The 25,338-nt window shown below is 67.0% G+C and carries 26 protein-coding genes and 2 tRNA genes; 7 read left to right on the forward strand and 21 right to left on the reverse strand.

Annotation, left to right across the window (positions count from 1 at the left end; all coding sequences use genetic code 11):
• Positions 1-20 precede the first annotated feature (20 nt).
• Positions 21-881 (reverse strand): ABC transporter substrate-binding protein, encoded by an 861-nt coding sequence (locus CUR96_RS16405; RefSeq protein ID WP_102194399.1) that lies wholly within the window; start codon positions 879-881, stop codon positions 21-23.
• 193 nt (positions 882-1,074) lie between these two features.
• Between CUR96_RS16405 and CUR96_RS16410 the strand changes: the two genes are divergently transcribed.
• Positions 1,075-2,139 carry a LacI family DNA-binding transcriptional regulator gene (locus CUR96_RS16410; RefSeq protein ID WP_102194400.1) on the forward strand — a complete coding sequence of 355 codons (1,065 nt, stop codon included), beginning with the start codon at positions 1,075-1,077 and terminating at the stop codon, positions 2,137-2,139.
• Between the two features lie 63 nt (positions 2,140-2,202).
• Here the strand turns inward: CUR96_RS16410 and CUR96_RS16415 are convergent, their stop codons facing one another.
• The gene (locus tag CUR96_RS16415; RefSeq protein WP_102194401.1) at positions 2,203-3,183 is read right to left on the reverse strand and encodes an NAD-dependent epimerase/dehydratase family protein; all 981 of its coding nucleotides are present in this window, start codon (positions 3,181-3,183) and stop codon (positions 2,203-2,205) included.
• Between the two features lie 103 nt (positions 3,184-3,286).
• Positions 3,287-4,777 carry an amino acid permease gene (locus CUR96_RS16420; RefSeq protein WP_102194402.1) on the reverse strand — a complete coding sequence of 497 codons (1,491 nt, stop codon included), beginning with the start codon at positions 4,775-4,777 and terminating at the stop codon, positions 3,287-3,289.
• 362 nt (positions 4,778-5,139) lie between these two features.
• Between CUR96_RS16420 and CUR96_RS16425 the strand changes: the two genes are divergently transcribed.
• Positions 5,140-5,511, forward strand: coding sequence for a VOC family protein (locus CUR96_RS16425; protein WP_102194403.1), 372 nt, complete (start codon positions 5,140-5,142; stop codon positions 5,509-5,511).
• On the opposite strand, the gene mmuM is transcribed toward CUR96_RS16425, so the two are convergent.
• The 11 genes from mmuM to CUR96_RS16480 all read right to left on the reverse strand — a co-directional run bounded on the left by mmuM (position 5,506) and on the right by CUR96_RS16480 (position 12,912).
• Positions 5,506-6,432, reverse strand: coding sequence for a homocysteine S-methyltransferase (gene mmuM / locus CUR96_RS16430; RefSeq protein WP_102194404.1), 927 nt, complete (start codon positions 6,430-6,432; stop codon positions 5,506-5,508). The two genes, CUR96_RS16425 and mmuM, sit on opposite strands and share 6 nt — an antisense overlap.
• Positions 6,433-6,587: 155 nt before the next feature.
• Entirely contained in the window at positions 6,588-6,887 is a 300-nt protein-coding gene (locus tag CUR96_RS16435; RefSeq protein WP_102194405.1) for a hypothetical protein, read from the reverse strand.
• Between the two features lie 42 nt (positions 6,888-6,929).
• Positions 6,930-7,220: a hypothetical protein gene (locus CUR96_RS16440; RefSeq protein ID WP_245861395.1), complete on the reverse strand. Its 291-nt coding sequence runs from the start codon at positions 7,218-7,220 to the stop codon at positions 6,930-6,932.
• A gap of 108 nt (positions 7,221-7,328) precedes the next feature.
• Entirely contained in the window at positions 7,329-7,817 is a 489-nt protein-coding gene (locus CUR96_RS16445; RefSeq protein ID WP_102194406.1) for a hypothetical protein, read from the reverse strand.
• 255 nt (positions 7,818-8,072) lie between these two features.
• Positions 8,073-8,146 (reverse strand) — tRNA-Met (locus CUR96_RS16450).
• A 34-nt stretch (positions 8,147-8,180) separates the two neighbouring features.
• Positions 8,181-8,252: transfer RNA gene (locus tag CUR96_RS16455), tRNA-Thr, on the reverse strand.
• A 68-nt stretch (positions 8,253-8,320) separates the two neighbouring features.
• The gene (locus CUR96_RS16460) at positions 8,321-9,481 is read right to left on the reverse strand and encodes a M23 family metallopeptidase (RefSeq protein ID WP_102194407.1); all 1,161 of its coding nucleotides are present in this window, start codon (positions 9,479-9,481) and stop codon (positions 8,321-8,323) included.
• 125 nt (positions 9,482-9,606) lie between these two features.
• A complete protein-coding gene (locus CUR96_RS16465) occupies positions 9,607-10,416 on the reverse strand; it encodes an inositol monophosphatase family protein (protein WP_102194408.1) in 810 nt (269 codons plus the stop codon).
• Complete coding sequence (locus CUR96_RS16470) at positions 10,413-11,456, reverse strand: hypothetical protein (protein WP_180969082.1); 1,044 nt, start codon at positions 11,454-11,456, stop codon at positions 10,413-10,415. The genes CUR96_RS16465 and CUR96_RS16470 overlap by 4 nt, the downstream gene beginning before the upstream one ends.
• 122 nt (positions 11,457-11,578) lie before the next feature.
• The gene (locus CUR96_RS16475) at positions 11,579-12,373 is read right to left on the reverse strand and encodes an enoyl-CoA hydratase/isomerase family protein (protein WP_102194409.1); all 795 of its coding nucleotides are present in this window, start codon (positions 12,371-12,373) and stop codon (positions 11,579-11,581) included.
• A gap of 47 nt (positions 12,374-12,420) precedes the next feature.
• Positions 12,421-12,912, reverse strand: coding sequence for an FBP domain-containing protein (locus CUR96_RS16480; RefSeq protein WP_102194410.1), 492 nt, complete (start codon positions 12,910-12,912; stop codon positions 12,421-12,423).
• A gap of 114 nt (positions 12,913-13,026) precedes the next feature.
• Between CUR96_RS16480 and CUR96_RS16485 the strand changes: the two genes are divergently transcribed.
• Positions 13,027-14,010, forward strand: coding sequence for an aldo/keto reductase (locus tag CUR96_RS16485; RefSeq protein ID WP_102194411.1), 984 nt, complete (start codon positions 13,027-13,029; stop codon positions 14,008-14,010).
• Between the two features lie 7 nt (positions 14,011-14,017).
• Here the strand turns inward: CUR96_RS16485 and CUR96_RS16490 are convergent, their stop codons facing one another.
• Positions 14,018-14,908 carry a bile acid:sodium symporter family protein gene (locus tag CUR96_RS16490; protein ID WP_102194412.1) on the reverse strand — a complete coding sequence of 297 codons (891 nt, stop codon included), beginning with the start codon at positions 14,906-14,908 and terminating at the stop codon, positions 14,018-14,020.
• A gap of 90 nt (positions 14,909-14,998) precedes the next feature.
• On the opposite strand from CUR96_RS16490, the gene CUR96_RS16495 reads away from it, so the two are divergent.
• Positions 14,999-15,781: an IclR family transcriptional regulator gene (locus CUR96_RS16495; protein WP_102194413.1), complete on the forward strand. Its 783-nt coding sequence runs from the start codon at positions 14,999-15,001 to the stop codon at positions 15,779-15,781.
• 12 nt (positions 15,782-15,793) lie between these two features.
• On the opposite strand, the gene CUR96_RS16500 is transcribed toward CUR96_RS16495, so the two are convergent.
• The 3 genes from CUR96_RS16500 to CUR96_RS16510 are packed head-to-tail and all read right to left on the reverse strand — an operon-like array spanning position 15,794 to position 18,211.
• The gene (locus tag CUR96_RS16500; RefSeq protein ID WP_102194414.1) at positions 15,794-16,543 is read right to left on the reverse strand and encodes an IclR family transcriptional regulator domain-containing protein; all 750 of its coding nucleotides are present in this window, start codon (positions 16,541-16,543) and stop codon (positions 15,794-15,796) included.
• Positions 16,544-16,586: 43 nt separating this feature from the next.
• Positions 16,587-16,733 (reverse strand): alanine racemase, encoded by a 147-nt coding sequence (locus CUR96_RS16505; protein ID WP_102194415.1) that lies wholly within the window; start codon positions 16,731-16,733, stop codon positions 16,587-16,589.
• Positions 16,730-18,211 carry an amino acid permease gene (locus tag CUR96_RS16510; protein WP_102194416.1) on the reverse strand — a complete coding sequence of 494 codons (1,482 nt, stop codon included), beginning with the start codon at positions 18,209-18,211 and terminating at the stop codon, positions 16,730-16,732. The genes CUR96_RS16505 and CUR96_RS16510 overlap by 4 nt, the downstream gene beginning before the upstream one ends.
• A gap of 262 nt (positions 18,212-18,473) precedes the next feature.
• On the opposite strand from CUR96_RS16510, the gene CUR96_RS16515 reads away from it, so the two are divergent.
• Both CUR96_RS16515 and CUR96_RS16520 read left to right on the forward strand, forming a co-directional pair.
• Complete coding sequence (locus CUR96_RS16515; protein WP_102194417.1) at positions 18,474-19,529, forward strand: homoserine dehydrogenase; 1,056 nt, start codon at positions 18,474-18,476, stop codon at positions 19,527-19,529.
• The gene (locus CUR96_RS16520) at positions 19,526-20,932 is read left to right on the forward strand and encodes an aldehyde dehydrogenase family protein (protein ID WP_102194418.1); all 1,407 of its coding nucleotides are present in this window, start codon (positions 19,526-19,528) and stop codon (positions 20,930-20,932) included. Before CUR96_RS16515 ends, CUR96_RS16520 begins: the two co-directional genes overlap by 4 nt.
• Positions 20,933-20,950: 18 nt before the next feature.
• On the opposite strand, the gene CUR96_RS16525 is transcribed toward CUR96_RS16520, so the two are convergent.
• Positions 20,951-21,394: an Lrp/AsnC family transcriptional regulator gene (locus CUR96_RS16525; RefSeq protein ID WP_102194419.1), complete on the reverse strand. Its 444-nt coding sequence runs from the start codon at positions 21,392-21,394 to the stop codon at positions 20,951-20,953.
• A 118-nt stretch (positions 21,395-21,512) separates the two neighbouring features.
• Here CUR96_RS16525 and CUR96_RS16530 point away from each other — a divergent pair, with 118 nt between their 5' ends.
• Positions 21,513-22,736 carry a trans-sulfuration enzyme family protein gene (locus CUR96_RS16530; protein ID WP_102194420.1) on the forward strand — a complete coding sequence of 408 codons (1,224 nt, stop codon included), beginning with the start codon at positions 21,513-21,515 and terminating at the stop codon, positions 22,734-22,736.
• Here the strand turns inward: CUR96_RS16530 and CUR96_RS16535 are convergent.
• Together CUR96_RS16535 and CUR96_RS16540 are read right to left on the reverse strand one after the other, a co-directional pair.
• Complete coding sequence (locus CUR96_RS16535; protein WP_102194421.1) at positions 22,733-23,776, reverse strand: asparaginase; 1,044 nt, start codon at positions 23,774-23,776, stop codon at positions 22,733-22,735. The genes CUR96_RS16530 and CUR96_RS16535 overlap by 4 nt on opposite strands.
• Positions 23,769-25,250: an amino acid permease gene (locus CUR96_RS16540; RefSeq protein ID WP_102194422.1), complete on the reverse strand. Its 1,482-nt coding sequence runs from the start codon at positions 25,248-25,250 to the stop codon at positions 23,769-23,771. Before CUR96_RS16540 ends, CUR96_RS16535 begins: the two co-directional genes overlap by 8 nt.
• Positions 25,251-25,338 lie beyond the last annotated feature (88 nt).

Below are 25,338 nucleotides of genomic sequence, written 5' to 3' on the forward strand. Positions count from 1 at the left end.
CCCCGCATCCGGCGAGGCGACTACTCGCCTTCGCCCTGCTCGTCGCTGGGCAGGTACTGGTCCGGCATCGGGGATCCCGGGAACCACTTCTCGTAGAGTTCCTTCCACGTGCCGTCCTCCATCGCGGCGTGCAGGGCCTCATTCAGGGCATCCTTGAACTCGTCCTTGCCTTGCGCGATCGCGAAACCTGCGGGAGCGTCGAACGACGGAATGTCGATCGCATTCTCCAGGCCGTACTGCGCGGCGTACTCCTTGGCCGCCTCGTAGTCGAGGAAGTGCGCGTCGACGGAGCCGCTGTTCACTGCGGAGATCGCCGAGTTGTTGTCCGGGAAGCGCACGAGTTCGGTGTCGGCGAAGTTCTTCACGGCGTATGCCTCCTGGAGGGTGCCCTGCACGACGCCGAGGCGCTTGCCCGCGAGGCTGTCCTCGTCAGAGATGTCACTGTCCGGGCTGGCCATCACGGTCAGGTACCCGGCGAGGTAGCCGTCGGAGAAGTCGACCGTCTCCTTGCGCTCTTCGGTGATGCCGATCGCGGCGACGCCGACGTCGAACTGGCCGTTCGCGACCGCGGCGAGCAGGCCGGAGAAGTCCTGTCCGGTGAAGACGACCTTCTCGATGCCGATGCGGTTCGCGACGTCGGTGAACAGTTCGACGTCGAAGCCGGTGAACTCACCCGACTCGTCGGTGAACGTGTACGGCTTGGAGTCGCCGAGGCTGGCCACGCGGATCTCACCGGGGGTGATGAGGCCGTACGGGTTGTCGGTCGCCGCATCCTCGCCACCGGCGTTGGAGGCGGTCGGCGAGCAGGCTGCGAGCGCGATCGCGGCGGCGGCGACCACGGCGGCGAAGGTCGTGCGGCGGAGTGTAGAGCGGATGCTCATGGTGTTCCTCTCTGACTACTGATGCAAGGGGTGTCTGGCAGGGCGGGGCTGTGGTGAGACCGGTCTCAATATGCTAGATTGAGACCGGTCTCAATGTGTTTCAACGGACGATACACGCCTCCGAGCACCGCGTCAACCGATAGGTTCGACTCTGCCATCCTCCGCGCCGGCGGAGAACATCGAAAGAGGTCATATGAGCGAGACGGGAACCGGCCGCCGAGAGGCCACCGTCAGCGACGTCGCTCGGGTTGCCCGAGTCTCGAAGGCCACGGCGGCAAGGGCGCTGGGCGACTACGGTGCGGTGAGCGATGCCGTACGCGACCGGGTGCAGAAGGCCGCTGACGAACTCGGGTATCGCCCCAACGCCCTGGCGCGCACCATGAGCACAGGCAGGTCGCACACCCTCGGCATCGTGATCGGCGACATCGAGAACCCGTTCTTCGCGAAGGCGACCCGCGGTGCCGCCGATGTCGCCGCCGATGCCGGGTACGACCTGATCCTCTCGAACTCGGACGAGGAGTTGTCGACGGAGGCGAAGGCGATCGCCGTCCAGCTGGCGAAGCAGGTCGACGGCCTGCTGATCGCGCCGGCTTCCTCGCTCGCGCCAGGCAACCTGCAGCCCGTCCTCGATGCGCGCCGGCCTCTGGTGCTGTTCGACCGCACAGTGCCCGGAGTCGACGCCGACGCCGTCATCACCGACAACCGGTCCGGTGCACGTCGGCTCACCGAACTGCTGCTGCGCGCCGGCCATCGGCGCATCGCGTTCATCTCGACCCTCGTCCACGAAGGCGAGTTCCGGTTGCACGACGTGCTCTTCTCCTCGGCGGTCGCCGACCGCGTTTCAGGTTTCGTGGAAACCCTCGCCGAGGCGGGAGTGCCACGACCGGAGTCGTTCGTTTATCTCAACGCCCGGCGCGAAGGCGTGGAGGTGCTCGCTTCCCGCCTGCTGGACGGCTCCGAGCCGGTGACCGCGATCATCGCCTCCGACAGCCTGATCGCCCTCGCGACGTTCCGCGCGGCGCAGGAGCGCGGCGTATCGATCCCCGACCAGCTCTCGCTCGTCGGCTTCGACGACGCCGATTGGATGAGCCTCACCACGCCCGGGATCACCGTCGTGGAGCAACCGATCCACGAGATCGGCGCTCAGGCGACTCGGCTGCTGCTGCGTCGGATCGCCGGCGACGGCCGGCCGGCGGCGACCACCGTGCTCGAGCAACGACTCGTGGAGCGAGGATCGGTGGCGGCACCCGCGCGCTGACGCCGGGACCCCGGCCGCGGCGCGGCTCGCGGATCACCAGTCCGTTCCGAGGCGAGCGGGCGCTTAGGCTTGCGCGAGCAACCGCTCATGAAGCGCATCCATCTCCGGGTCGACGCGCTGAAGCTCCGGATGCGCGTCGTGCCAGTCGATGATCTCTCGGGCCGAGTGGTGCAGTGCCGTGGTCGGGTTGAAGTCGGGCACCATCCTCCGGATCTTGGTGTTGTCGAACACGACGGAATGCGCCATATCCCCCGTGAGCTGACCGGCGCGCTCCGGTGCCGCCTGGTCGATCGCAGCGCTGGTGGCGTAGCGGATCCGGGGCTCGACGCCGGACGCGTGCGCCAGGATCGAGTAGATCTCGTTCCAGGTATAGACGAAATCGCTGGTGATCTGGAACGTGTCGCCATAGGCGAGCGGATTGCCGAGCAGGCCCACGAATCCCACAGCGAAGTCGCGCGAATGCGTGAGCGTCCACAGCGAAGTGCCATCGCCATGGACGATGATCTCCTCACCTCGCCGGAGGCGGTCGATCGCCGTCCAGCCGCCGAACGCGGGGATGGTCCATTTGTCGTACGTGTGGGACGGCCGCAGCACCGTCACTGGGAAACCCCGGTCCCGGTACGCTGCGGAGAGCAGATCCTCGCAGGCGATCTTGTCGCGCGAGTACTGCCAGTAGGGGTTGCGCAGCGGCGTGGACTCGGTGATCGGCAGCCGGGCCACCGGCTTCTGATAAGCCGAGGCGGAGCTGATGAAGACGTACTGGCCGGTGCGTCCCTCGAAGCGGTCGATGTCGCGCTGCACCTGCTCCGGCGTGAACGCGATCATGTCGGCGACGACGTCGAACTCACGCCCCGCTAGAGCAGCGTCGACGGCAGCGGCGTCCGCGATGTCCGCGGTGAGCACCTCCACGCCTTCGGCGGGAGCACGACGCGATCGACCGCGGTTCAGCAGCGTCACCTGCATGCCTCGCTGCGCCGCGAGAGCACTCGCTGCCGAGGAGATGATTCCGGTTCCGCCGATGAACAACACCCTTGTCGCAGACATGGTCAGCACTCTATCGAGACCCGAGCCCGGCGGGGCGAGATCCGTCCTCGGCGGTCAGCGTCGCCAGGGCCCCTCAGCGATGCGACAGCTAACAGGCCTGGCTTCACACCGGACTGACGGGGCTGAGAACGTCGTCCTCCGCTGCATCCGTGTCCCGGGCCCTGCGGCGCTTGAGGTTGCGACGCACGAGCGGCCAGAACAGCACGAGCACTCCGGTGGCGATGAGGCTCGTCCAGACCTGAGTGCGTCCGCCTTCGCTGAACATCATGACGACGATCACTCCGACGATGCAGGCGATCAGCAGGATGTTCAGCCAGGGGTGCAGCCAGACCTTGATCTTGAGGCCGGCGACCTCTTCGGGCGTCATCTTCTGACGCAGTCGCATCTGGGTCACGGCGATGAAGAGGTACACGAACAGCGCGACGAGTCCGGCGGAGTTCATGATGAAATCGAAGATTCCGGACTCCGGCGTGAGGAAGTTGACCAGGGTCGCGATCAGACCGCCCACTGTCGACGCGAGCAATGCCACCACCGGTACGCCGGACTTGGATTTCGTGGCGACGGCGCGAGGAGCGAAGCCCTGTTCGGCGAGGGCGGAGAACATGCGAGACGCGGAGTAGAGCCCCGAGTTGAGCACCGAGATCACGGCGGTGAAGATCACGAGCTGCATGATGACGGCAGCACCGGGGATGCCGAAGAGCGACAGCACGTAGGTGAACGGTGCCGTGGCGACGTCCGTCGGTGCGGGCAGTTCGTTCCAGGGCACGATCGTGACGATGATGAGCACCGAGCCGACGAAGAACAGCAGGATGCGCCAGATGATCGTGGTCGTCGACTGCCGGATGCCCTTCGCGGGGTTCTCGGATTCGGCGGCCGCCATCACGGCGATCTCCGTCCCGAAGTAGGAGAAGATCACCAGTGCCACCCCGGTGAAAGCCGCACCGTAGCCATTCGGGGCGAACCCGCCGTGCTCCCAGAGGTTCGAGATCGAGTTCGTGGCGTTCGGCCAGAGACCGAAGGCGAACAGCACACCTGCGCCGAGGAAGACGACGATGGCGAGGACCTTGATGCTCGCCAGCCAGAACTCGACCTCGCCGAACGTGCGAACCGAGATGACGTTGGTACCGACGAAGATCGCGAGCAGGATGAGCGACCACGCCCAGGAGGGCACGGCGTCGAACCAGAGGTGCATGGTCTCGCCACCGAGCACGGCCTCGTAGGCGAGAACGCCGACCCAGAAGTACCAGTACAGCCAGCCCACGAGGTAGGCGGCCCAGTCGCCGAGGCCGACCCTGGCGTACTCCATGAAGGAGCCGATCGCAGGTCGCGAGGCCGCCATCTCTCCCAGCATCCGCATCGCCAGGAAGACCAGAAGCCCGCCGATGAGATAGGAGAGCACCGCCGCCGGACCGACGGTGCGGATGACGTTCCCGGAGCCCACGAAGAGACTCGCTCCGATGATGCCCCCGAGGGTGATCATCGTCACGTGGCGCGATCGCAGCTTCTTCGCCTGCGGTCTCTCCACGGGAACGAAGCCGGCCGTCGTCTCCGGCGAAACCGGACGGTCCCATGAGGATTTCGAGGATTCACTCATACTGGATGCCTTTCAATGCCGAGCTGGGCGCCCTACATTGCCACAACCCTATTGAAGGGACGACGGCACGGTGTTTCGGGCCGATGAATTCTGAGACCCGGTGCCCCGGCGCCGCGTTCGATCCGCTCGATGCCGGGAGCCACCCGCCGACGACGAAGGGTTGACCGGCTCCGACGTCGAGCCCTTTCTCGCAGAGTGCACCAGGCGTAGAGTGTCAGGGAATGCGATAGCCACCGCCCGCTGATGCGTCTCCCGCCGTTCGGCGGACGAGGATACCGGCCACCGGTCGCGCGATCAGCTCAGGTGTACGGCACTCCCACCCGTTTCACCTCCCTTTCACGCGCTCCAAAGGAGGAGCCACAATGTTGAAGGAACTCCACCCCGTCCTGCCTGCTGCAGACCTGCAACGCGCACGGGCTTTCTATCACGACAAGCTCGACCTCGACCCTGACGAGATGCATGACGGCATGCTCATGTACCACGCAGCCGAAGGTTCGGCCTTCGAGATCTACGAGACGAGCAACGCCGGCACCGCCAAGAACACCCAGATGGTCTGGATGACAGACGACCTCGACGCCGAGATGGCACGCCTGCGCGAGCGCGGCGTAGTCTTCGAGGACTATGACATCCCCGGCATGAAGACGGAGAACGGCGTTGCCACGATGGACGATTCCAAGGCGGCTTGGTTCCGGGACACAGAGGGCAACTTCCTCTGCATCTCACAGGCGCTATAGGCCCAGCGCATCCGCCAACTCGGCGATGTCGGCCGGCGTCGTGCGGCAGCATCCGCCGATGAGGCGCGCGCCACGATCGCGCCAGTCGTCCGCGAGGTCGGCGAGCCTCGCGGACGCGCTCTCCCCCGCGCCCCACGTCTTCGTCACCGGATCGTAGACCTCGCCCGAGTTCGGGTACGCGACGAGTGGCAGCGTGGTGTGCGCGGCCAACTCGTCGAGCGCTGGGGAGACGAGGCCCATCGGAACGCAGTTCACGCCGATCGCGACCACACCAGGGCGGCCGTCGAGAGCTCTGGCGACATCGGCGAGCGCAGTCCCGTCGCTGATGTGCCGCGCATCGCGCAGCGAGAACGAGTACCACGCGGGGGTGCCGAGCTCGTCGGAGAGGTCGGCGAGCGCGAGGGCCTCGGTGAGCTTCGGTAGGGTCTCGAACGCGAGCAGGTCCGCGCCGGCCGCCACCAGTGCGGCCGCGCGCGGCCGGTGGAACGCGAGGAACTCGTCACGCGTCAGGTCGTAGTCGCCGCGGTACTCCGAACCGTCGGAGAGGAACGCCCCGTAGGGACCGATCGCGCCGGCGATGGCGAGTGGTGCGGAAGCGGTCGGTTGTGCTGCGCGAGCGGATGCCGCGAGGTCGACGCTGCGGGCGATGAGGTCGAGCGCGGCGTCCTCATCGAGCCCGCGATCGGCGAATCCTTCGGGAGTCGCCTGGTAGCTCGCCGTCGTGGCGATGCGGGCGCCGGAGGCGAAGTAGTCACAGTGCACGGCCTCGATGACCTCGGGCTGCTCCAGGAGCACCTTCGCCGACCAGAGCGCGTCGTTGAGGTCGCACCCTCGACGTTCGAGCTCGGTCGCGAGGGCGCCGTCGAGCACGAGGAGTCCGTCGTCCGCGAGGTGCAGGGCGAGATCGTGGGCGGCGGTCATCGCGTTCCTCCGGATCGGCTGCCGGGGCGATCTCGAGGAGAACCCGGACAGGACGGAAACCCCCGGGATCCCGGGGTCTTCATTATCGCCCACCAGAACTTCCCGTCACCCGTAGCCGTTCGCGGGCCACCCGTCCGCCACCTGAACGATGAGACTCATTTCGGCATCTGGTCGAGGATGAGTTCTCCGCGAGCGCTGAGGTGCTCCATCATGCGCTCGATCCGCTTCGGGTCGATTCGCGGCATCGACGAGCCCTTGAACTCCAAGACAAGCGGGATGCTGGGATGCATCCAGATGGTGAGGCGACCTGTGGGGCTCTTCTCATCGGGCAGCCACGTCATCATGAAGCTCTCGTGGCGGCGGAGCTTCGTGCCGATCACGATCTTCAGATATGCGAGCGTTTCGTCATCGACTTCAATCGGGGGCCGCCCGCTGTTGTACTCGAGTGTTCCCATGGTGTGCACCCTTCTCATTGCGACCGATGGTCAGGAGTTCCGTCACGTCGCATCCCAGAATTCATAGGGGTCGCCGTTCGGGAAGTCCGGAACTCCAGCGTCGCGCTCGTCGTGTTCGACGGTCGCCACCGCGAACACCACGCGAGTCGCAGCCGAAACCAGTGCACTGATCTTCCGGTCGCCCTCGGCGGTGAAATCGACGAAGGCGCCTCCCGACTTCATCGCCGCTTCGAAAGTGCGCTTGAGTTCAGCCAGATCCTGCCCCTGCGCGAGCGCATAGGGGACACCATCGATCATCGCGTACGTTCGCATCGTCGTCTGCACCGAACCCATGCCGGGAACATACGCCCCCGATCCTGTCCTGAGGCAAGGGGTTGCGCACGCGGCGAGCGGACGCTACTGACTCGGCCGAACGGGAACGAACGGAGCTCCGTCTCTTTGTCACTTGTAGGGGACGACTCGGATCTCGACTTCGGCCTGGATCGTCGCCCCGACGCAGTCCGGCACCGGCTCGTCGCGCCCGGTGTAGGTGACTTCGAACTCGTACCCGCTCCTGCGGTCGATCCGCTTGCCGACGAGATGGTTCTCGAGTTTGGCCTGCACACCGGCGCGGCTCGCCCCCGTGCACTCCGGACCGCCGCCCTCGACGCGCAGGTAGGTGATCTCTGCCGACGAGATCTCCACGGCGGTGTCCTCGCGATTCTCCGCCAGATAGACCGCGACGACGTCGGCCCCCTGCGGCACCTCGACGCCGGGAGCACGCTCCACGCGAATCTCCGTTCCCGTCGCCGCCTCACGGTCGGAACCGCTGAACACTCCCGGCGCGAACACCTGCAGCACAACGAAGATGACACCCGCGACCGCGAGCACAACCCATGTGATGGGCCGCTTGAGCCAGTCGCCGAGCGTGTTCACATTCTTGTCCGTCATGGCTCCCCCACCTGGCCGACATCAGCAGTCAAGTCAATGTACCCGACGCGTAGATCATGCCGAGTTCAAGCAGCGGATCAGCGCCACCGCCAAGTCGTCCTGCTGTTATAGGCATCCGAGTCAGCCACAGACGTGAGACGAAGTGAGGAGGTCGAGGTGCGGCGGATGGCTGACTGCACTCCGTCGCGGCAGGGACATACCCCGGGACACTCTGGTAAACGACAAAACCCCCGATTTCTCGGGGGCTTTCGTCTGTAGCAGGAGCGGGGCTTGAACCCGCGACCTCACGATTATGAGTCGTGCGCTCTAACCAGCTGAGCTACCCTGCCGCGAGGCATCCGTCACGTGAGAAGATGCTTTGCGAGCCCCGAGTCAGGATTGAACTGACGACCTCTTCCTTACCAAGGAAGTGCTCTACCACTGAGCTATCGGAGCGTGCCACCCCTCGCGGGGCAACCACACGAGACTACCATCACTGTGGCGTTCTCATGAAACTGAGGCGGTCAATACGAGGTTCGACCGGCGTTCGCCTTGAGCCACGGCATGGGGTCGATTGTCGCCCCGTTGACGATGAGTTCGAAGTGCAGGTGCGCACCGTAGGACTGGCCGGTGTCGCCGGTGAGACCGACGATGTCGCCGACCTTCACCTTGTCGCCGGTCTTGACCCGCAGGGAGCCGTACTGCATGTGGCCGTAGTGGCTCGTGATGACCTTGCCGTCGATGACGTGGTCGATGTAGGCCGTGACGCCGTAGCCGCCGCCCTGCTCGGTCGCCAGGCGCACGGTGCCGTCGGCGATGGCCTGGATGGGAGCGCCGTCGCCGGGAACGAAGTCGATGCCCTCGTGCATCCGGCCGTCGCGCATGCCGTAGCCGTAGGTCATGCCGACGCCGACGAGGAACGGCCACTGGATCGCCGCATCCGGGTCGTTGGTGAAGACCTCACCGGAGTACCGGATGCCCTGCTCGGCAGCGATGTCGAGGTACGACACCGTCGAGAAGTCCTCTGCGCGTGCCAGCGATTCGTTCTGCACATCGGAGGAGGCGACGTACGCCTGGATCTCGTCCTCGGGTGCGTCGTCCTTCGCAGCCTTGGATGCAGTGACGAGCGAAGTCGCCGCGGCGGCCTGCGGGGCCTGCACGGCGGCGACAGCTTCGGTCGGAAGAGTCATCGAGACGGCGAGGAGTCCGGCGAGACTCATCACGCCGACGGTCGCGCCGATGGTGACGACGCGACGCATGGTGTGAGAACGGCGGGACGCGACGTGCGTGACCGCGACGGGCTCGTCGTCGGTGGAACGCGGGGCGGATGCCGCGGAATCCGTCGTCTGCTTGATGCGGAACGCGCGAGCCGCCTGCTCGAAGACATCGACGTCTTCGTCGGACATCGTCTCGGCGGCGGGGGCTTCAGCGGGCCTCTCGACCGGAACGGCGGGCTCGAGAGGCGAAGTGGTGGTCGTGTCGACGGTCTCGGCGGTCACGCGCTGACGCGCTGCGCGACGGGAGATCGCCACGGGTGCCGGCGGCGCCGGCACGGCGGGAACGCTCTCCGGCCCAGCGGAGGCGGCCTCGGTCGCTGGAACCGCAGAGGCCTCGACGGCCGCGTTGCGGAGTCGGCTGGAACGGCGCGTGGGCGCAGGGGCAGCCTGGGGATTCTCGAAGGGCAAAACTGATTCTCTCGGGTCGTGCGTCAAGCTCGGGGGCGCTTACTCAACTCTCACCTGTTCGGGCGGGTGAAAGTAACGATCGGATAAACACTATCGTGCTCCGCCTGGGAATGCCATGAATTTGTTCACGTGCCTGTCACCGCCGCCATGTCGTTGACCAGGGTCCGCAGACGGTCGTGCACATCGGCTCCGCCGGCGATCACCATCGGCCGAGCCGAATCGACGTCGAGCCGGGAGAATTTTCCGCCGGCTTCGCTGACGAGCAGAGCACCGGCGGCGAAGTCCCAGGGCGACAGCCCTCGCTCGAAGTATCCGTCGAGCCGGCCGGCCGCCACGTAGGCGAGGTCGAGAGCGGCCGCGCCCATGCGCCGGAGATCCCGTGCCATGGTCATCACCCGCCGTACCGTCGCCAGATCTCCGTCGTGCGTGGCCGGGTCGTACCCGAATCCGGTGCCGAGCAGAGCTCCGGCTGCGCTGTCGGTCGTGACCGCGAGCCGCGCCGAGCCAAGCCATGCGCCGCGCCCGCGCACCGCCGTGAAGAGCTCGTCGAGCGCCGGAGCGAAGACCGCACCGGCGAGCGCCTCCCAGGTAGTGGGGTCGGCGCTGCCGCGGACCGCCGCGATGCTGACGTTGTACGCGGGGATGCCGTAGGCGTAGTTCACGGTACCGTCGATCGGGTCGACGACCCAGGTCACGTCGGTCTCGCCGGCCTCCGCGCCCGATTCCTCACCGAGGAAGCCGTCGCCCGGACGCTCGGCGCGCAGGCGGGCACGGATCAGCGCTTCGACCTCGCGATCGGCATCCGTCACGATGTCGGCGAGCGTCGACTTCGTCGCCGCGAGGTTCACGCCCTCCTGGCGACGACGCCGCGCGAGTGCGCCGGCTTCGCGGGCGATGTCGGCCGCGAGTTCTCCGAGGTCGAGCTCGAGGCTCACTGGGGAGCCTGCGGCGCCTGCGGAGGAGGCGGCGGGAACGCCATGTGATCGCCCGGCGCCGGAGGAGTCGGGGGAACGGGGGGAACCGGGGGCGATTCAGGAGCGGGCGGAACCGGGGGCGCCGCCGGCGCTTCGGGAACGGCGGGCACGTCGGATGCGACCGGCACCGGGGGCGCAACCGGCGCCTCGGGTGCGGGCGGGGTGGGGACACTCGTCGCCGCTGCCGGAACGACCGGGAACTGACCGGCCGGAGCGATCGCGAGCGCCTGCTGCGGCTGGGCGGTCGGGTAGCCGGTGTAGTACGCGTTCCAGTCGGGCTGGCCGTCTGCAAGAGCGGGCAGCGGCGTGAAGCCGTCGGCGTAGGTCGGCCACGCCGGCGCCTGAGCAGGTGCGGAATGGGTGAACGCGGGGCGCTTCTTCGGCGCGAACAGCGCGTTCAGCAGCGGGATGAGCGTGGTGCCGACGGCGGCGAGGATCGTGAGCGCCACGACGATGCGCCAGTACAGCTCGACGTAGTCGAAGGAGTGCGGGAACGTGAGGAAGAAGACGAGCATGCCCACGAGAGCTGCGAGGAAGACGATCGTCAGGATGTAGATCACCCGGGTGAAGGTCGTGACATGACGCTCGGCGGCCGGCGTGAAGATGCGCACGTGCAGCAACGCCAGCTGCAGGATGCCGACGACCAGCAGCAGCTGGAAGAAGCGCTCCGCTCCCCCGAAGTCCTCGCCGTCTTCGGGAAGCCAGATCTTCACAGCCCCCACAAGAAGCGCGACGATCCAGGTGACCATGCTCGACAAGGCCAGCCAGTCCGGACGGTTCGGGGCGAGCCCCGCCTCCAGGATCGCGATCCCGGCGAACCCGGCCAGCAGGAGGATCGTCAGGAATGCGCGGCCGATCAGTCCGTCCTGATCTCCGATCAGCACCCAGATGACGCAGACGATGGCCGCAGCGATCAGCGCGCCGATCGCGATCCAGATGGCGCCCCTGATGAGCAGGGACGTGTTCTTCTTCTCGGCCTTCGCGGCATCCGGCTGGGACATGGCGATCCTCTCGTTGAGCGGCGTTGCCTTCATCCTCGCACGCAGAGGCCGCGGAACCACGGCCGCCGTCCCGGCTGTGGAAAGTTCTTCCGATGTCAGGGCAGCGCCGGACGCGTCCTGGCTCAGCGGGCCTTGGTCGATGCCGCCGCGAACGCGGTGATCCTCGCCTGCGCCTCGGCGGTCTCCATGAAGGCTCCGATCGAGCGGGCTTCCTCGCTCAGCTGCTCGGTGAAGCTCCGCTGCGGCTGCGAGCGCACGAGCCATTTCGCCTGACCGTAGGCGTCGGCCGCGCCGGCCAGCCAGAAGCGGGCGATCTCCTCGGCGCGCGCACGCACCTGCTCGGCCTCGCTCGCGGCATCCGCACCGGTGACGACCTCGGCGACGAGGCCCCAGTCCTGGGCCTCGTCGGCTGTGAGGAGGCGGTCCTGGAGCACGAGCTGAAGCGCACGACGCTCCCCGACGGCCCGTGCGAGCTGCGCCGAGACGGAGAGGTCGGGTGTCAGCCCGATGTTCGCGTACAGGCTGCCGAGGCGGGAGCGCGAGCCGACGACGGCGTAGTCGCTGCACAGCAGGATGCCGAGCCCGCCGCCGGCGGTGGTGCCATGGGCCGCCACGACGACCGGGATCGTCGACCCGGTGAGCGAGCGGATGCCGGCATTGATCACCTCGGCGAGCGCGGTGATGTCGGCGCCCGAACCCATCGAGGACGCCATGTCGATGACGTCACCGCCGGCGCAGAAAGCCGGGCCCGCCGCGTCGAGCAGAATCGCCTTGACGTCGGCTCTCGACGTCGCCTCGGCGGTGACATCGCGCCAGGCGTGCGCCAGGTCGGCGTTGAAGGCGTTGAGCCGGGCCGGACGGTTCAGCGTGAGTCGCGCCATCCCGTCGGTCACCGAGAACAGGATGGCATCGCTCATGGCTTCTCCTTCGAGCACAGGACGGATGTCTTCAGCGTAATCGCCGATCAGTCCTGCTCCAGCACACGGGAGACGAAGGCCTCCATCCGCCTCCGCGTGCCGTCGAGCCGGATGTCGACCTGGCCGGCGGGGCGGATCTCGTTCGGAGCGAGCGGATGCGCGAGCCGCACGTTCTCGTGGCACGAGAGGTCGGTGCACAGGTAGGTTCCGACGGAGCCTCCTCGCGCTCCGGCTTCTCCGGCGCGGCGCGCGGAGAACAACGCCACCTGGTTGCCCGGCTGCATCGTGTGGCAGATGTTGCACATGCCCGCGTGCCCTCGACCCGGGTCGGAGGCGCGCAGGACCACGCCGACGACGCGCCCGTCATGCTCGATCAGCACGTAGCCGCGGCGTCCGGCGCTGGGATCGCGCCAGGCGAAGAAGTCGAGGTAGTCCCAGTCGACCAGCACGAAGTCGTGCGGCATCGCCATGACGCGCTGCTCGTCGGCATCCGCGTTGACGAACGACGCACGGACGTCGGCTTCGGTGAGCGCTCGCATCGCCCCAGTCTAGGAACACCGGACGAAGCCTTGCGTCGCCGGTCCCGGCTCCGCCGGCATGCGTAGGCTCGAAGACAACGCACACCCGAAGCAGATCCGCAGAAGGAGAGACAGATGATCACTCGCACGCTCGCTCCCGGCCTGGAGGTGTCCGCGATCGGCTTCGGATGCATGGGCCTCAGTCACAGTTACGGACAGGACATCGGCCAGGCCGACGCGATCTCGGTGATCCGCCATGCGGTCGACCTGGGCGTGACGTTCTTCGACACCGCCCAGGTGTACGGGCCCTTCACCAACGAAGAGATCGTCGGCCGGGCACTCGCCCCCGTGCGCGACCAGGTGGTGATCGCGACGAAGTTCGGCTTCGACTTCGAACGTTCGACCTCGTCGGGTCTGAACAGCCGGCCCGACTACATCCGCGCCACCGTGGATGCCTCCCTGCAACGGCTCGGCATCGAGCGAATCGACCTTCTCTACCAACACCGCGTCGACCCCGAAGTGCCCATCGAAGACGTCGCCGGTACCGTCCGGAGTCTCATCGACGAGGGCAAGGTGTCGCGCTTCGGACTGTCCGAGTCCGGCGCCGCCACGATCCGGCGCGCGCATGCGGTGCAGCCGGTCAGCGCACTGCAGAGCGAGTACTCGCTGTGGTGGCGCGAGCCCGAGGCGGAGATCCTGCCAACCCTCGACGAGCTCGGCATCGGGCTCGTGCCGTTCAGCCCGCTCGGCCGCGGCGTGCTCACCGGAGCCATCGACGAGTCCTCCACGTTCGGCGACGATGACACGCGCAGCACTCTTCCCCGGTACAGCCAGGAGAACCTGCAGTCGAGCCGGCAGCTCGTCGATGCGCTCACGCGGGTCGCGAAGGGCCGCGATGCCACGCCCGCGCAGATCGCACTCGCGTGGCTGCTGGCCCGGCATCCATCGATCGTCCCGATCCCCGGCACGACGAGGATCCATCGCCTCGACGAGAACGCGGGAGCAGCCGCCATCGAACTGAACACCGCCGAGGTCGCCGAACTCACCGCGGCATCCGATCTGATCGACACCTCGATCGACCGCTACCCGGAGCGGATGCAGAGCTGGATCGACCGCTGACCCCAACTCAGGAACGCTCGCCCGCCGGCACCGCCGCACCTCTGGCGGTGGAGCGGTCGCGGATGAGGAATCCGAACCCGAACGCGATGAAGAACATGAGCACGCCGTAGACCGCAGCGGGAAGGCTCAGCTCCACGGAGCCGAGCACGGACTGCGCGATGACGATCGCGAGAGTGGCGTTGTGGATGCCGATCTCGAACGACGTGGCGACCGCCTGCCGTCTGCCGACGTTGAGCCAGCGTGGCACGAAGAACCCCACGGTGAGACTGATCAGGCAGAACAGCACGGTGATGAGCGCAAGTTGGGTGAAGTTCGAGACGAGCAGCGCCCAGTTCGATGCCACGGCCCCGGCGATCACCACGATGAGGATGACCACCGATGCGATCCGCACCGGCTTGTCCATCGCGTCGGCGAAGGAGGGCCACAAGCGGCGGATCACCATGCCGGCCGCGACCGGGAGGAGGACGATGGCGAACACCTCGAGGGCCTTCGACCACTGCAGCCCGAGCTGGTCGTCGAACGGCTGGAAGAACGCGATGGCGAAGTTCGTGATAACCGGAAGCGTGATCACCGCGATCACGGAGTTCACCGCCGTCAGCGAGATGTTCAAAGCGATGTCACCGCGGAAGAGATGGCTGTAGAGGTTCGCCGTCGTGCCGCCCGGCGAGGCCGCGAGCATCATCATGCCCACGGCCAGCACCGGCGGCAGCTGGAACAGCAGCACGAGGCCGAAGCAGATGCCCGGCAGCAGGACGAGCTGGCAGAGCAGCGCGATGATCACCGCCTTCGGCTGCTTCAGCACTCTCGCGAAATCGGCGAGGGTGAGGCTGAGCCCGAGGCCCAGCATGATGATGCCGAGTGCGACAGGCAGTCCGATGGTGGTCAACGCTGATCCCATGGGACTCAGTGTGGCCGACGCGGAGTCGCGGTGTCACCTACTCCCGTTCGACACGCCGGGTCGTGTCCGTCCGGCGGCTACGCTCGATCCATGCCGATGGATCACCGCACGCAGACGCGCCTGAGCAGCATGGGACGTGGCTTCGAGATCGTCCGCGCGCTGGGCGAACTGTCGGAACGCGGCGACGCGGCGACGGTGCAGAGCATCGCACGAGAGCTGGACCGCGACCGCTCGCAGGTCTCCCGGACCCTGGCCGTCCTCTCGAATCTCGGTTTCGTCGTCCGCGACGCCGACCTGAGCTATTCGCTGTCCTGGAACTGGTACGCGACCGCTCAGGAACTCACCGATCAGCGACTGCAGACCGTCGGGATGGCGGCACTGGACGCGCTCTCCGCCGAACTCGGCCAGGCGTGCTTCCTGAGCATCCTGCAGGGCGACAGCACCGTGACGATCTTCGAGAGCGTCCCCGCGGACTCGCGCATGATCGGATCCTGGCGCGGGCGCGCCTACCCGGCGTTCTGCAGCGACGCGGGGCGTGCGGTGCTCTGGGATGCGACCGATCGGGAGATCCGGGCCGTGTTCTCGGCCACGGAATTCGACAGCCCCGGGCCGAACGCTCCCGCCTCGATCGAGGACTTCATCGACCGTCTGCGCCAGGATCGCGAGCGCGGATACACGATCATCGATCAGGAGGCGGAGCCCGGACTCTACTCGGTGGCCGCTCCCGTCTGGGACTTCCGCGGCGAGGTCATCGCCGCGATCCAGGTCGTCGGAGAACGGAACGCGCTGCACGCCAGGACTGCGGAATGCGGCACTGCGGTTCAGGACGCGGCCGACAGGCTCTCCCACCGGCTCGGTGCAGCGAGCCGGTGACCCGAGCGGCCGTCAGCGTCCTTCGGCCGCGGCGCTCAGCTGCTGCGCCGCGTCGCTGAGGCGCGCGCGAACCTCGCGCGATGCGCCTTTCGCCCGATGGGCACCGGCGAGGGCGAGTGCAGCGATGACCACGCCGTTCCGCCGGATGGGGAGGGCGAACTCGTCCACCCCGTCGACGTACTCCTGACTCGCGGCGATGAACCCGTTCGCCCGGTCATGGTCAAGCCGTGAATGCACCTCGGCGACCGACCGCGCGGATGCCGGGCCGCCGACGCCGACGAACTGCACGTCGTCGAGCAGCTCTTCCAGGCCGTCTCGCGAGTGATCCCACAGCAGTGCCCGGCCTGCCCCGGTGCACCAGATCGGCGCGACGAGCCCGGGTCGGAGCGAGCGGTCGGATGTCGTGATCGCTCGCTCATACCGCAGCAGCACAGCCCGGGGTCCGTCGGCGACGGCGATCACGGCCGTCATCCGCAGGTGCGACGCGAGGAACCTCAGAACCTCGCGGGAGCCCTTCAGCCACGGCGCGTTCAGCGTCGCTGCGGTGCGGAAGTACTGCGGTCCGGCGGCGAGCAATGCGGATTCGCTGCGCTCCAGGTACTCCAGCTCCCGCAGTTCCTGGGTCAGCCGCGAGACCCGACTCCGCTCGATGCCCGTCGCCTCCGCGAGCCGCGACGCGTTGTGCCCGAGACTCCGCAAGCGCTCCTGGCTGATGGCGGCATCCAGCAACGCCAGACCCTGAGTGAGAGAGGATGCGCTCATCTGCCGCGTACTCTCCTCTCCCCCACGATCTCGTCGGGTCGGCTCATCCTATCCAGCGGCCGTACGCATCCGCCTTCACCACCGTGCAGAACTCGACGTGGTCGCCGAGTTCTGCGCGGACGGTGCGGATGTTGTGGTCGATCGCCTCGATGTCGACGTCGACCCACCCCGCTGACGGAGGTCTCGTCACTCAGTGGCACCGGCGACGACCGGCACCGCCGCTGCGTCGTCCGTCGGGCGCATGCGGCCGTGGCGCCACCAGAAGTACAGGTAGCAGGCTCCGACGAACGGAACGCCGAAGTACAGCGCGGCGACCTGGTTCGGGTCGAAGGCGATCGCCACGATCGAGATGAACAGGAGTGCGAAGGCCACGATCGGCAGAGCGGGGTACAGCGGCGTCCGGTAGGCCAGCGTCTTGATGTCGCCGCCGGCTCGGACGAAGGCCCGCCGGTGGAAGAACTGAGACGCCACGATCGACATCCACACGGCCACGACCGCGAATCCCGCGATCGAGACGAGCACGAGATAGACGGTGCCGGGAGCGATGACGCTGGTGAGCAGGGAGACGAGTCCGATGAGGATGCTCACGGTGAGCGCGACGAGCGGGACTCCGCGCTTGGTGAGGTAGGCCAGGCGCTTCGGCGCGTGCCCTTCCTCGGCCAGCGAGAACAGCATCCGTGCGCAGGAGAACAATCCGCTGTTCCCCGCCGAGAGGAGCGCGGTGATGATGACGAAGTTCATGATGTCGGCCGCGAAGGGCACGCCCACGTACTCGAAGACGTCGACGAACGGGCTGCTCGTGACGCTGGCCTGCTCGTAGGGGAGGATCGCCGCGACGACGGCGATGGCGCCGACGAAAAGCACCACGAGACGCAGCACGGTGGAGCGGAGCGCCTTCGGGATGTTCTTGGCCGGGTCCTTGGTCTCGCCGGCCGCGACCCCGATGAGCTCCGAACCGCTGAAGGCGTAGAAGACGGCGAGAGCGGTGACGAGGACGCCGCTGAACCCGCCGGGGAACAGGCCCTCCGGAGTCTCGAAGTTGCTGAACAGGAGCGCGGGCGGATGCTCCGCCGACAGGGGTGTGATGCCGAAGATCGCGGCGCCGCCCAGCACGATGAGCCCCACGATGGCGACGACCTTGATGAGGGAGAACCAGAACTCGGCCTCGCCGAAGACGCGCGCCGAGACGGCGTTGAGCAGGAACAGCACCGCCGCGAAGATCAGGCACCACAGCCACACCGGAACTCCGGGGAACCAGCGCTGCATGAGGATTCCGGATGCGGTGAACTCCGAGCCGAGAGCGACCACCCAGCACAGCCAGTACAGCCACGCCGTCGTGAAGCCGGTGGCCGGGCCGATGGATCGGGCTGCGTAGATGTGGAACGCGCCGGAGACCGGGTACGCGATCGCCAGTTCACCGAGACAGGCCATCACCAGGTAGACGACGACTGCGCCGATCAGGTAGGCGATGATCGCGCCGAGCGGACCGGCCTGCGAGATCGTGTAGCCGGAGCTGAGGAAGAGCCCCGAGCCGATCACGCCGCCGAGGGCGATCATGATCAGGTGGCGGGCGTCCATCGACCGTTGCAGCCGGCGCAGCGGCACCTGTGTCGCGGTCGTGTGAGGAAGGGCGTTGGGGAGTTCTTTCTCCCCGGCTACAGGAGCCATGCGGTCTCTCAATCCAAACATTGGCGTGCGTTATCGACACGCTGTTGTGTCGATCTTGCACGGAATCGGGTATGGCGGGACGCTACATGCCGTCGGCCGCGACCGCAACCCTGATGACCGAAAACTACCGCTGCGGCCGGCGGATTGCGATTCGGGCAGCGGGACGGGCGTTCCGGCAGTGCGGTGTGCCGTTCCGGAAGGCGCGGACTGACAGCAGCCCATCTCACGATGGATTCCTACACGTTCTGACGAAGGAGCACCCGTGAACCACCATGATCTCGCCCTCATCGGCTTCGGAGGCGTCAACCGCGCTCTCGCCGAGATCATCCGCGATCGAGGCGAAGCGCTCGGGGATGAACTCGGGTTCACGCTCCGCGTCGTCGCGATCACCGATCTTCGATTCGGCTCGCTCATGCAGCCGGACGGCATCGATCTGGACCACGTGCTGAAACTGCCGTCGAGCGCGAGCTTCGAGGGGATGCCGGGTGGCGCGGCGATCCCGAACAACGACCACGTGATCCGGCTGTCATCCGCTGACATCATCGTCGAGGCCACCTTCACGAATCCGGTCGACGGGGAGCCTGCGATCTCGCACGTCCGCGCGGCCCTCGAGAGCGGCAAGAGCGTCACGACGACGAACAAGGGGCCGGTCGCCATCGCACGCGCGGCGCTCAATCGCCTCGCCGACGAGAACGGCGTCCGGTTCGAGTACGAAGGCTCCGTCATGAGCGGCACCCCCGTGCTCCGCTTCGGCCGCGAGACGATGAGCGGACTGAGGATCAACGCGATCCAGGGCATCCTGAACGGCACGAGCAACTACGTGCTGGGAAAGATGGAGGGCGGGATGACTCTGCAGGCCGCCGTGGCCGAGGCGCAGGAGCTCGGATACGCCGAGGCCGACCCCACCGCAGACATCGAGGGATCCGATGTGCAGTTGAAGGTCGTGATCCTCGCCAACGAGCTTCTCGGCGCGGATCTCACGACCGCCGACGTCGAGCGCCGCGGGATCAGCAGCCTCAGCGCCGCTGACATCGTGCAGGCCGCGGCCGAGGGCAAGCGCTGGAAGCTCGTCGGATCGGTGACGCGCGATGAGTTCGGCAGGGTGAGCGGAGCGGTCGAGCCGATCGCCCTGTCGCCCGACCACCCCCTGGCCGGAATCTCGGGTGCGACGAACGCGATCGCTTTCACCACCGACCTGCTGGGAACGGTCACCGTCTCCGGTCCCGGCGCCGGACGCTGGGAGACCGCGTACGCGCTGCTCTCCGACATCATCGCCATCGACGCCCACCAGCGTGCGCTCGTCGGGGCCGCACGGTGACCGCCGTGCTCGCTCCCGCCGAACTCGCCGCCGACCGGCTGGCGGTGTTCGACCCGTTCACCGGCGAGCAGATCGGAGAGGTGCCGCAGAGCACGCCGGCGGATGCGGACGCGATCATGGAGCGTGCCCGCATCGGTGCATCGCTCTCCCGCGACCTGTCGAAGTTCGCCCGGCACCGCATCCTGGATCGAGCATCGCGACTGCTGGGCGAGCGCGCCGATGAGGCCGCCTCGCTGGTCATGCGCGAGGCCGGGAAGACGATCACGCAGGCGCGGAAGGAGGTGCAGCGGGCCATCACGACGATGTCCCTCTCCGCCGAGGCGGCGCGTGCCGCCGACGGCGAGGTGATCCCGTTCGACGCCTACGAGGGCTCGGAGAACCGGCGCGGGTGGTTCACCCGCGAACCGCTCGGCGTCATCGTCGCCATCACCCCGTACAACGACGCGCTCAACCTCGTCGCCCACAAGATCGGCCCCGCGATCGCCGGCGGCAACTCCGTCATCCTGAAGCCGTCGCAGTTCACGCCGCTCACCGCGCAGCTCCTCGTCGACGTGCTCATCGACGCCGGCCTGCCCGACGAGATCGTCACCGTCGTGCACGGCGACCGCCACCTCGCGCAGGCGCTGATCGGCATCCGCGACGTGCGCATGGTGTCGTTCACCGGAGGATTCACGACGGGTGAGGCCATCGCCCGCGGCGCGGGGCTCAAGAAGCTCGCGATGGAGCTGGGCGGCAACGCCCCGGTGCTGGTCTTCGCGGATGCCGACATCGATGCGGCTGTCGACGCGTGCGTCTCCGGTGCCTTCTGGGCCGCCGGACAGAACTGCGTCGGCGCTCAGCGCATCCTCATCGAGCGCAGCGTGTACGCGGGATTCCGCGACCGCTTCGTCGCCAGGACCTCGGCACTGCGCGTGGGCGATCCCGCCGATCCCCGCACCGACGTCGGAGCGATGATCTCGGCCGACTCGGCCGCGCGCGTCGAACGAGTGGTCGACGATGCCGTGAGCGCCGGCGCCCGCATCCTCACCGGACACCGCCGGGAGGGCTCGCTGTACTGGCCGACCGTGGTGGAGAACGTCGCGCTGAGCGGTGAGCTGTGGCGGGAGGAGGCTTTCGCACCCGTCGTCGCCCTGACCGCGTTCGACACCGAGGAGGAGGCGATCGCGCAGGCCAACGACGTCGAATACGCCTTGCACGCGGCGGCATTCACGTCGGACCTCGGTCGCGCACTGCGTGTGGCCGAGCGCCTTGAAGCCGGCGGCGTCATGATCAACGACTCATCCGACTACCGTGTCGACAGCATGCCGTTCGGCGGCGCGAAGTACGGGAGCATGGGGCGCGAGGGCGTCCGGTTCGCGTTCGAGGAGATGACCCAGCCGAAGGTCGTCTGCATCAGCACCTGAGGACTCCCCTGGCGCGCGTCATCGGCGATCGACGACGCGCGTCAGGGAGACCGAGGTCACGGTGTTCGCCACGCCCGGCAATGCGGCGATGAACTCCCAGACCTCGCCGACCCGATCCATCGAATCCGCCTCGATGGTCACCAGCAGGTCGAAGTCCCCGCTGAGGATGTCGCACGTGCGGACCTCGGGGATCTGCGAGATCTCGGCGATCACCGAGCCACCGCGCATCCGATCGACGCGATAGACCATCACGATCGCCACCACGCCCTTCGAGGCGCTCCGCCCGCGGACCACGGTGTAGCCCGCAATCGTGCCCTGGCGCTCCATGCGCTCGATCCGCTGCTTCACCGCATTGCGGGAGAGGTGAACCTTGGCCGCGAGCGCGACGAGTGGTGTCCGCGCATCGTCCGTCAGCTGCGCCAGGATCTGCCGATCGACCTCGTCGAGAGGAAGTCGCTCCATCACGTCTCCAATGTGCGTTATCGGCAATTGCTTGTGTCTATTATGCACGCTAAGCTGATGGGCATCCACTGTGCGGTGATCCGTCTTCGCCGCACGGATGCCAGCGGGAGGAGACATCATGAGCACACGTCCAGACCGAACGGACCCGTCGACGCTGTCCGACATGAGCATCGCGGTGCACCTGGGCAATCGTCTCGACTCGACCAAGGCACTCCGGACGCCGCTCGTGATGGCCAACTCATACGAGCTGCCCGACGACCCCAGCGAGATCAGCTGGTCCGCCACCGAGCCGGGCCTGTACACGCGGAACACCGGCGTGAACCAGGCGGCGCTCGAGCACAAGCTCGCCGCCCTCGACGGCGCCGAAGACGCGGTCGCGCTCGCGTCCGGTGTGGCCGCCCTGCACGCGGTCTTCTTCACGCACGTGCGTGTCGGCGACCACGTCGTCGTCAGCGATGTGACGTACGAAGCGACCTGGCGACTGTGGACAGAGCTCCTCCCCGGGCGCTACGGCATCGAGGCGACCTTCGTCGACATCGGCGACCTCGACGCCGTCCGCGCGGCGATGCGTCCGGAGACCAAGCTCGTCTGCATCGAGGCGATCGCCAACCCGACGACGAAGATCGCCGATGTCCGGGCGATCGCCGACATCGCGCACGCGGGCGGGGCGATCCTGATGGTCGATTCGACGTTCACGCCGCCGCCGTTCTACCGGCCCATCACCGATGGTGCGGATCTCGTCGTGCATTCGCTGACGAAGTACATCAACGGGCACGGCGACGCGATGGGCGGCTCTGTGGCCGGGCGGCGCGACCTCATCCAGCCGATCAAGGCGGATGCCATGGTCGATGTCGGGGGAATCATCTCCCCGTTCAACGCCTGGCAGATCAAGCGCGGCTCGGTGACACTGCCGTTGCGCCTGCAGCAGCACTTCCGCTCGGCGGAGCGGGTCGCACGGTACCTCGCCGACGACCCTCGCGTGGAGTACATCTACTACCCCGGGCTCCCCTCGCATCCGGAGCACGAGCTCGCCGCACGCCAGTTCGGCAGCCGTGGCTTCGGCGCGATGATCGCGTTCGCGGTCAAGGGCGACGCCGATCAGCAGAACCGGTTCGTCGCCAACCTGCGACTGATCACCTCGGGATTCTCACTGGGGCACGACGACTCGCTCATCGTGCACACCGGGACCGAGGGCGGCCGCGTCGCGACCTACCCCGAGCCGTTCCGCACGCACGGTCATCTCCGGCTATCCATCGGGCTGGAAGACGCGGATGACCTTCTCGAAGACCTTCGTGCCGCGCTCGACGCCACCTTCGCCGAGGCACGGCATCGACGCTCCTAGAGACCCGGACGTGCCGAGACAGCCGACAGCTGCATCTCCCCGATGAGGTTCGAGGCGAGTGCGCTTCTCGTCGTCGGGGCATCCAGATACTTGCCGACGAGATAGCCGAGCTTGCCCAGCGCGGCTTCCAGGGTCATATCGCCGCCGCTCAAGACTCCGGCGCGCGCCAGCGCAGACCCGACCGCGTATCGCGAGAGGTCGACGGAGCCGGTCTGGCACTGCGTGACAGCCACCACGATGGTTCCCTCTTCGATGGCCGCACCCAAGTCGTCGAGGATGCCGGGAGTGCTGACGGGTGCAGTTCCCGCGCCATAGCACTCGAGGATCAAGCCGTCAGGGTAACAAGCAAGAGCTGCCCGCACCTGCTCGGAGGCCATGCCCGGGAACACGCTCAGGACACCGACTTTCCGAGTCTCCGTGACCTCGGGCTCTGCGAAGTGATCGGCGATCGCGTCTGCCAGCGTCGAGTCGGCCACCGGCGCGAGAGCCCGAGGTGAGGCGAATCCTGATCTGCTTTCACTGGAGTATTTGCTCACACGTACCGCCGGATGCAGCTGGTTGTCGAATGCCACCCACGCACCGCCTGTGGTGGTGCCGGAAAGCGCGTCCAGCGCGTACTCGAAGTTCGACGGTGCGTCGCTGCCCGGGAAATGAAGCGGGAGCTGAGATCCCGTGAAGACGAGAGGAAGCCGAAGGTCAGCGAGCTCGAACGCCATCCTGGCCGCCGTGTACGCCAGCGTATCCGTGCCGTGGATGACGAGCACGCCCGTGTATCTCTCGTCACAGTCCGCGGACTCGAGCTTCAGACGGATCTCGGTCGCCCAGTCCACCATCGTCTGCTGGGTCGCTTCTGCACTGTCGATGACGCAGACCGACTTCATGAACGCCCAGCGAGTTCTTGTGCGGCGCTGAGCGTCATATCCGGCGACAAGACAGGCGATCTCCGCTCCGAGGTCATCCGTCACCTCCAACCCCGACCCCTGATCCCGCATGCCGAAGGTGCCGCCGGTGTACACGACGAGCAGGCGCCTCTCACTCACGAGACTCGTCACCGGCAGGCAGTTCGCTCGCGTCTCCCAGGTCGATCAAAGCGTCAGGGTTGATCCGATCGCGGATGACGAACCAGCCGATGACCAGCGCCACGACGATGAGCCCGAAGACTGCCAGCGTCAGCCTTCCGACGTTCGCATCCATCGCCATCAGCACCACGACCATGACGAGGAAGACGAGGGTCACGATATTCGTCACAGGTGCCAGCGGCAGGCGGAATGCGGGCCGTTCCACTTCTCCCCGCTTCGCCTTTCGCAGGAACAGCCAATGGCAGATCATGATCGACATCCACGTGCCGACGATGCCGATACCGGCCAGGTTGAGCACGATCTCGAACGCCCGTTCAGGTACGAAGAAGTTCAGAATCACCCCGGCGACGCCGATCGAGGCGGTGATGAGGATTCCTCCGTAGGGGACGCCGGCCTTGTTCAGTCGGTTCGCGAATCTCGGTCCCGTTCCGGCCATCGCCATGGAACGCAGTGTTCGTCCCGTCGCGTAGAGGCCGGCGTTGAGGCTCGACATCGCAGCCGTCAGCACGACGACGTTCATGATGTCGCCCGCGCCGGGGATGCCGATCGCGTTCATCACGGTGACGAACGGGCTCTCCCCTGCCGAGTAGGCCGTCCACGGCAGCAGCAGAGTGAACAGCACGACGGAGCCGGCGTAGAAGAGGATGATCCGCCACATGATGGAATTGACGGCTTTCGGGATCACGGCTCGAGGATTCTCCGACTCTCCGGCGGCCACTCCCACCAGTTCGGTCCCGCCGAATGCGAAGACGACCCCGAGCGCGATGATGAACATCGGCGCGATCCCCATCGGGAACAGCCCGCCGTTGTCCACGATCAGGGCGACGCCGGGCGTGTGCCCGTCGATCTCGGTTCCGGTGACGATGAGGAAGATGCCGATGATCCCGAAGAGGACGATCGCGCCCACTTTGATGAGGGCGAACCAGTACTCCATCTCGCCGAAGACCTTCACCGAGATGACGTTCATGGCGACGACGATCGCCAGGGCGATCAGCGCCAGCACCCACTGCGGGATCGCGACGAACATCGACCAGAAGTGCGCATACAGGGCGACGGCGGTGATGTCCGCGACCACGGTCGTCGACCAGTTCAGAAAGTACAGCCACCCGACGGTGTAGGCGCCCTTCTCCCCCATGAACTCCCGGGCATACGACACGAACGCGCCCGACGAGGGGCGGTACATGACGAGCTCGCCGAGGGCGCGCACGACGAAGAACGCGAACGCACCGCAGATGATGTACACGATCGCCAGCGATGGCCCCGCCAGCTCCATCCGGCCGCTCGCACCCAGGAAGAGCCCGGTACCGATCGAACCACCGATGGCGATCATGTGCATGTGCCGGCGCTTGAGGCCCTTGGCGTATCCGGCGTCACCGATGTCGACATGCTGCGACTTCGGGCTCTTGAGTTGTAGAACGTCTTCGTTCTCGGCCATGACGTGCCTTTCGATTCATGAGCAGATCGGTGCATCCACCTCATCGCGGATGCACCCGACCCACCAAGCGCATGCTGTCTGGCTGTCA

Origin of the sequence: Microbacterium aurantiacum, from assembly GCF_002872075.1 — a bacterium.
Taxonomy (GTDB): domain Bacteria; phylum Actinomycetota; class Actinomycetes; order Actinomycetales; family Microbacteriaceae; genus Microbacterium; species Microbacterium aurantiacum_A.

Excerpts from the sequence above, each read along its gene's own strand:
- CUR96_RS16405 (WP_102194399.1), bottom strand. The coding sequence starts at position 881 with ATGAGCATCCGCTCTACACTCCGCCGCACGACCTTCGCCGCCGTGGTC.
- CUR96_RS16410 (WP_102194400.1), top strand. The coding sequence starts at position 1,075 with ATGAGCGAGACGGGAACCGGCCGCCGAGAGGCCACCGTCAGCGACGTC.
- CUR96_RS16415 (WP_102194401.1), bottom strand. The coding sequence starts at position 3,183 with ATGTCTGCGACAAGGGTGTTGTTCATCGGCGGAACCGGAATCATCTCC.
- CUR96_RS16420 (WP_102194402.1), bottom strand. The coding sequence starts at position 4,777 with ATGAGTGAATCCTCGAAATCCTCATGGGACCGTCCGGTTTCGCCGGAG.
- CUR96_RS16425 (WP_102194403.1), top strand. The coding sequence starts at position 5,140 with ATGTTGAAGGAACTCCACCCCGTCCTGCCTGCTGCAGACCTGCAACGC.
- mmuM (WP_102194404.1), bottom strand. The coding sequence starts at position 6,432 with ATGACCGCCGCCCACGATCTCGCCCTGCACCTCGCGGACGACGGACTC.
- CUR96_RS16435 (WP_102194405.1), bottom strand. The coding sequence starts at position 6,887 with ATGGGAACACTCGAGTACAACAGCGGGCGGCCCCCGATTGAAGTCGAT.
- CUR96_RS16440 (WP_245861395.1), bottom strand. The coding sequence starts at position 7,220 with ATGGGTTCGGTGCAGACGACGATGCGAACGTACGCGATGATCGATGGT.
- CUR96_RS16445 (WP_102194406.1), bottom strand. The coding sequence starts at position 7,817 with ATGACGGACAAGAATGTGAACACGCTCGGCGACTGGCTCAAGCGGCCC.
- CUR96_RS16470 (WP_180969082.1), bottom strand. The coding sequence starts at position 11,456 with ATGTCCCAGCCGGATGCCGCGAAGGCCGAGAAGAAGAACACGTCCCTG.
- CUR96_RS16475 (WP_102194409.1), bottom strand. The coding sequence starts at position 12,373 with ATGAGCGATGCCATCCTGTTCTCGGTGACCGACGGGATGGCGCGACTC.
- CUR96_RS16480 (WP_102194410.1), bottom strand. The coding sequence starts at position 12,912 with ATGCGAGCGCTCACCGAAGCCGACGTCCGTGCGTCGTTCGTCAACGCG.
- CUR96_RS16485 (WP_102194411.1), top strand. The coding sequence starts at position 13,027 with ATGATCACTCGCACGCTCGCTCCCGGCCTGGAGGTGTCCGCGATCGGC.
- CUR96_RS16490 (WP_102194412.1), bottom strand. The coding sequence starts at position 14,908 with ATGGGATCAGCGTTGACCACCATCGGACTGCCTGTCGCACTCGGCATC.
- CUR96_RS16495 (WP_102194413.1), top strand. The coding sequence starts at position 14,999 with ATGCCGATGGATCACCGCACGCAGACGCGCCTGAGCAGCATGGGACGT.
- CUR96_RS16500 (WP_102194414.1), bottom strand. The coding sequence starts at position 16,543 with ATGAGCGCATCCTCTCTCACTCAGGGTCTGGCGTTGCTGGATGCCGCC.
- CUR96_RS16510 (WP_102194416.1), bottom strand. The coding sequence starts at position 18,211 with ATGGCTCCTGTAGCCGGGGAGAAAGAACTCCCCAACGCCCTTCCTCAC.
- CUR96_RS16525 (WP_102194419.1), bottom strand. The coding sequence starts at position 21,394 with ATGGAGCGACTTCCTCTCGACGAGGTCGATCGGCAGATCCTGGCGCAG.
- CUR96_RS16530 (WP_102194420.1), top strand. The coding sequence starts at position 21,513 with ATGAGCACACGTCCAGACCGAACGGACCCGTCGACGCTGTCCGACATG.
- CUR96_RS16540 (WP_102194422.1), bottom strand. The coding sequence starts at position 25,250 with ATGGCCGAGAACGAAGACGTTCTACAACTCAAGAGCCCGAAGTCGCAG.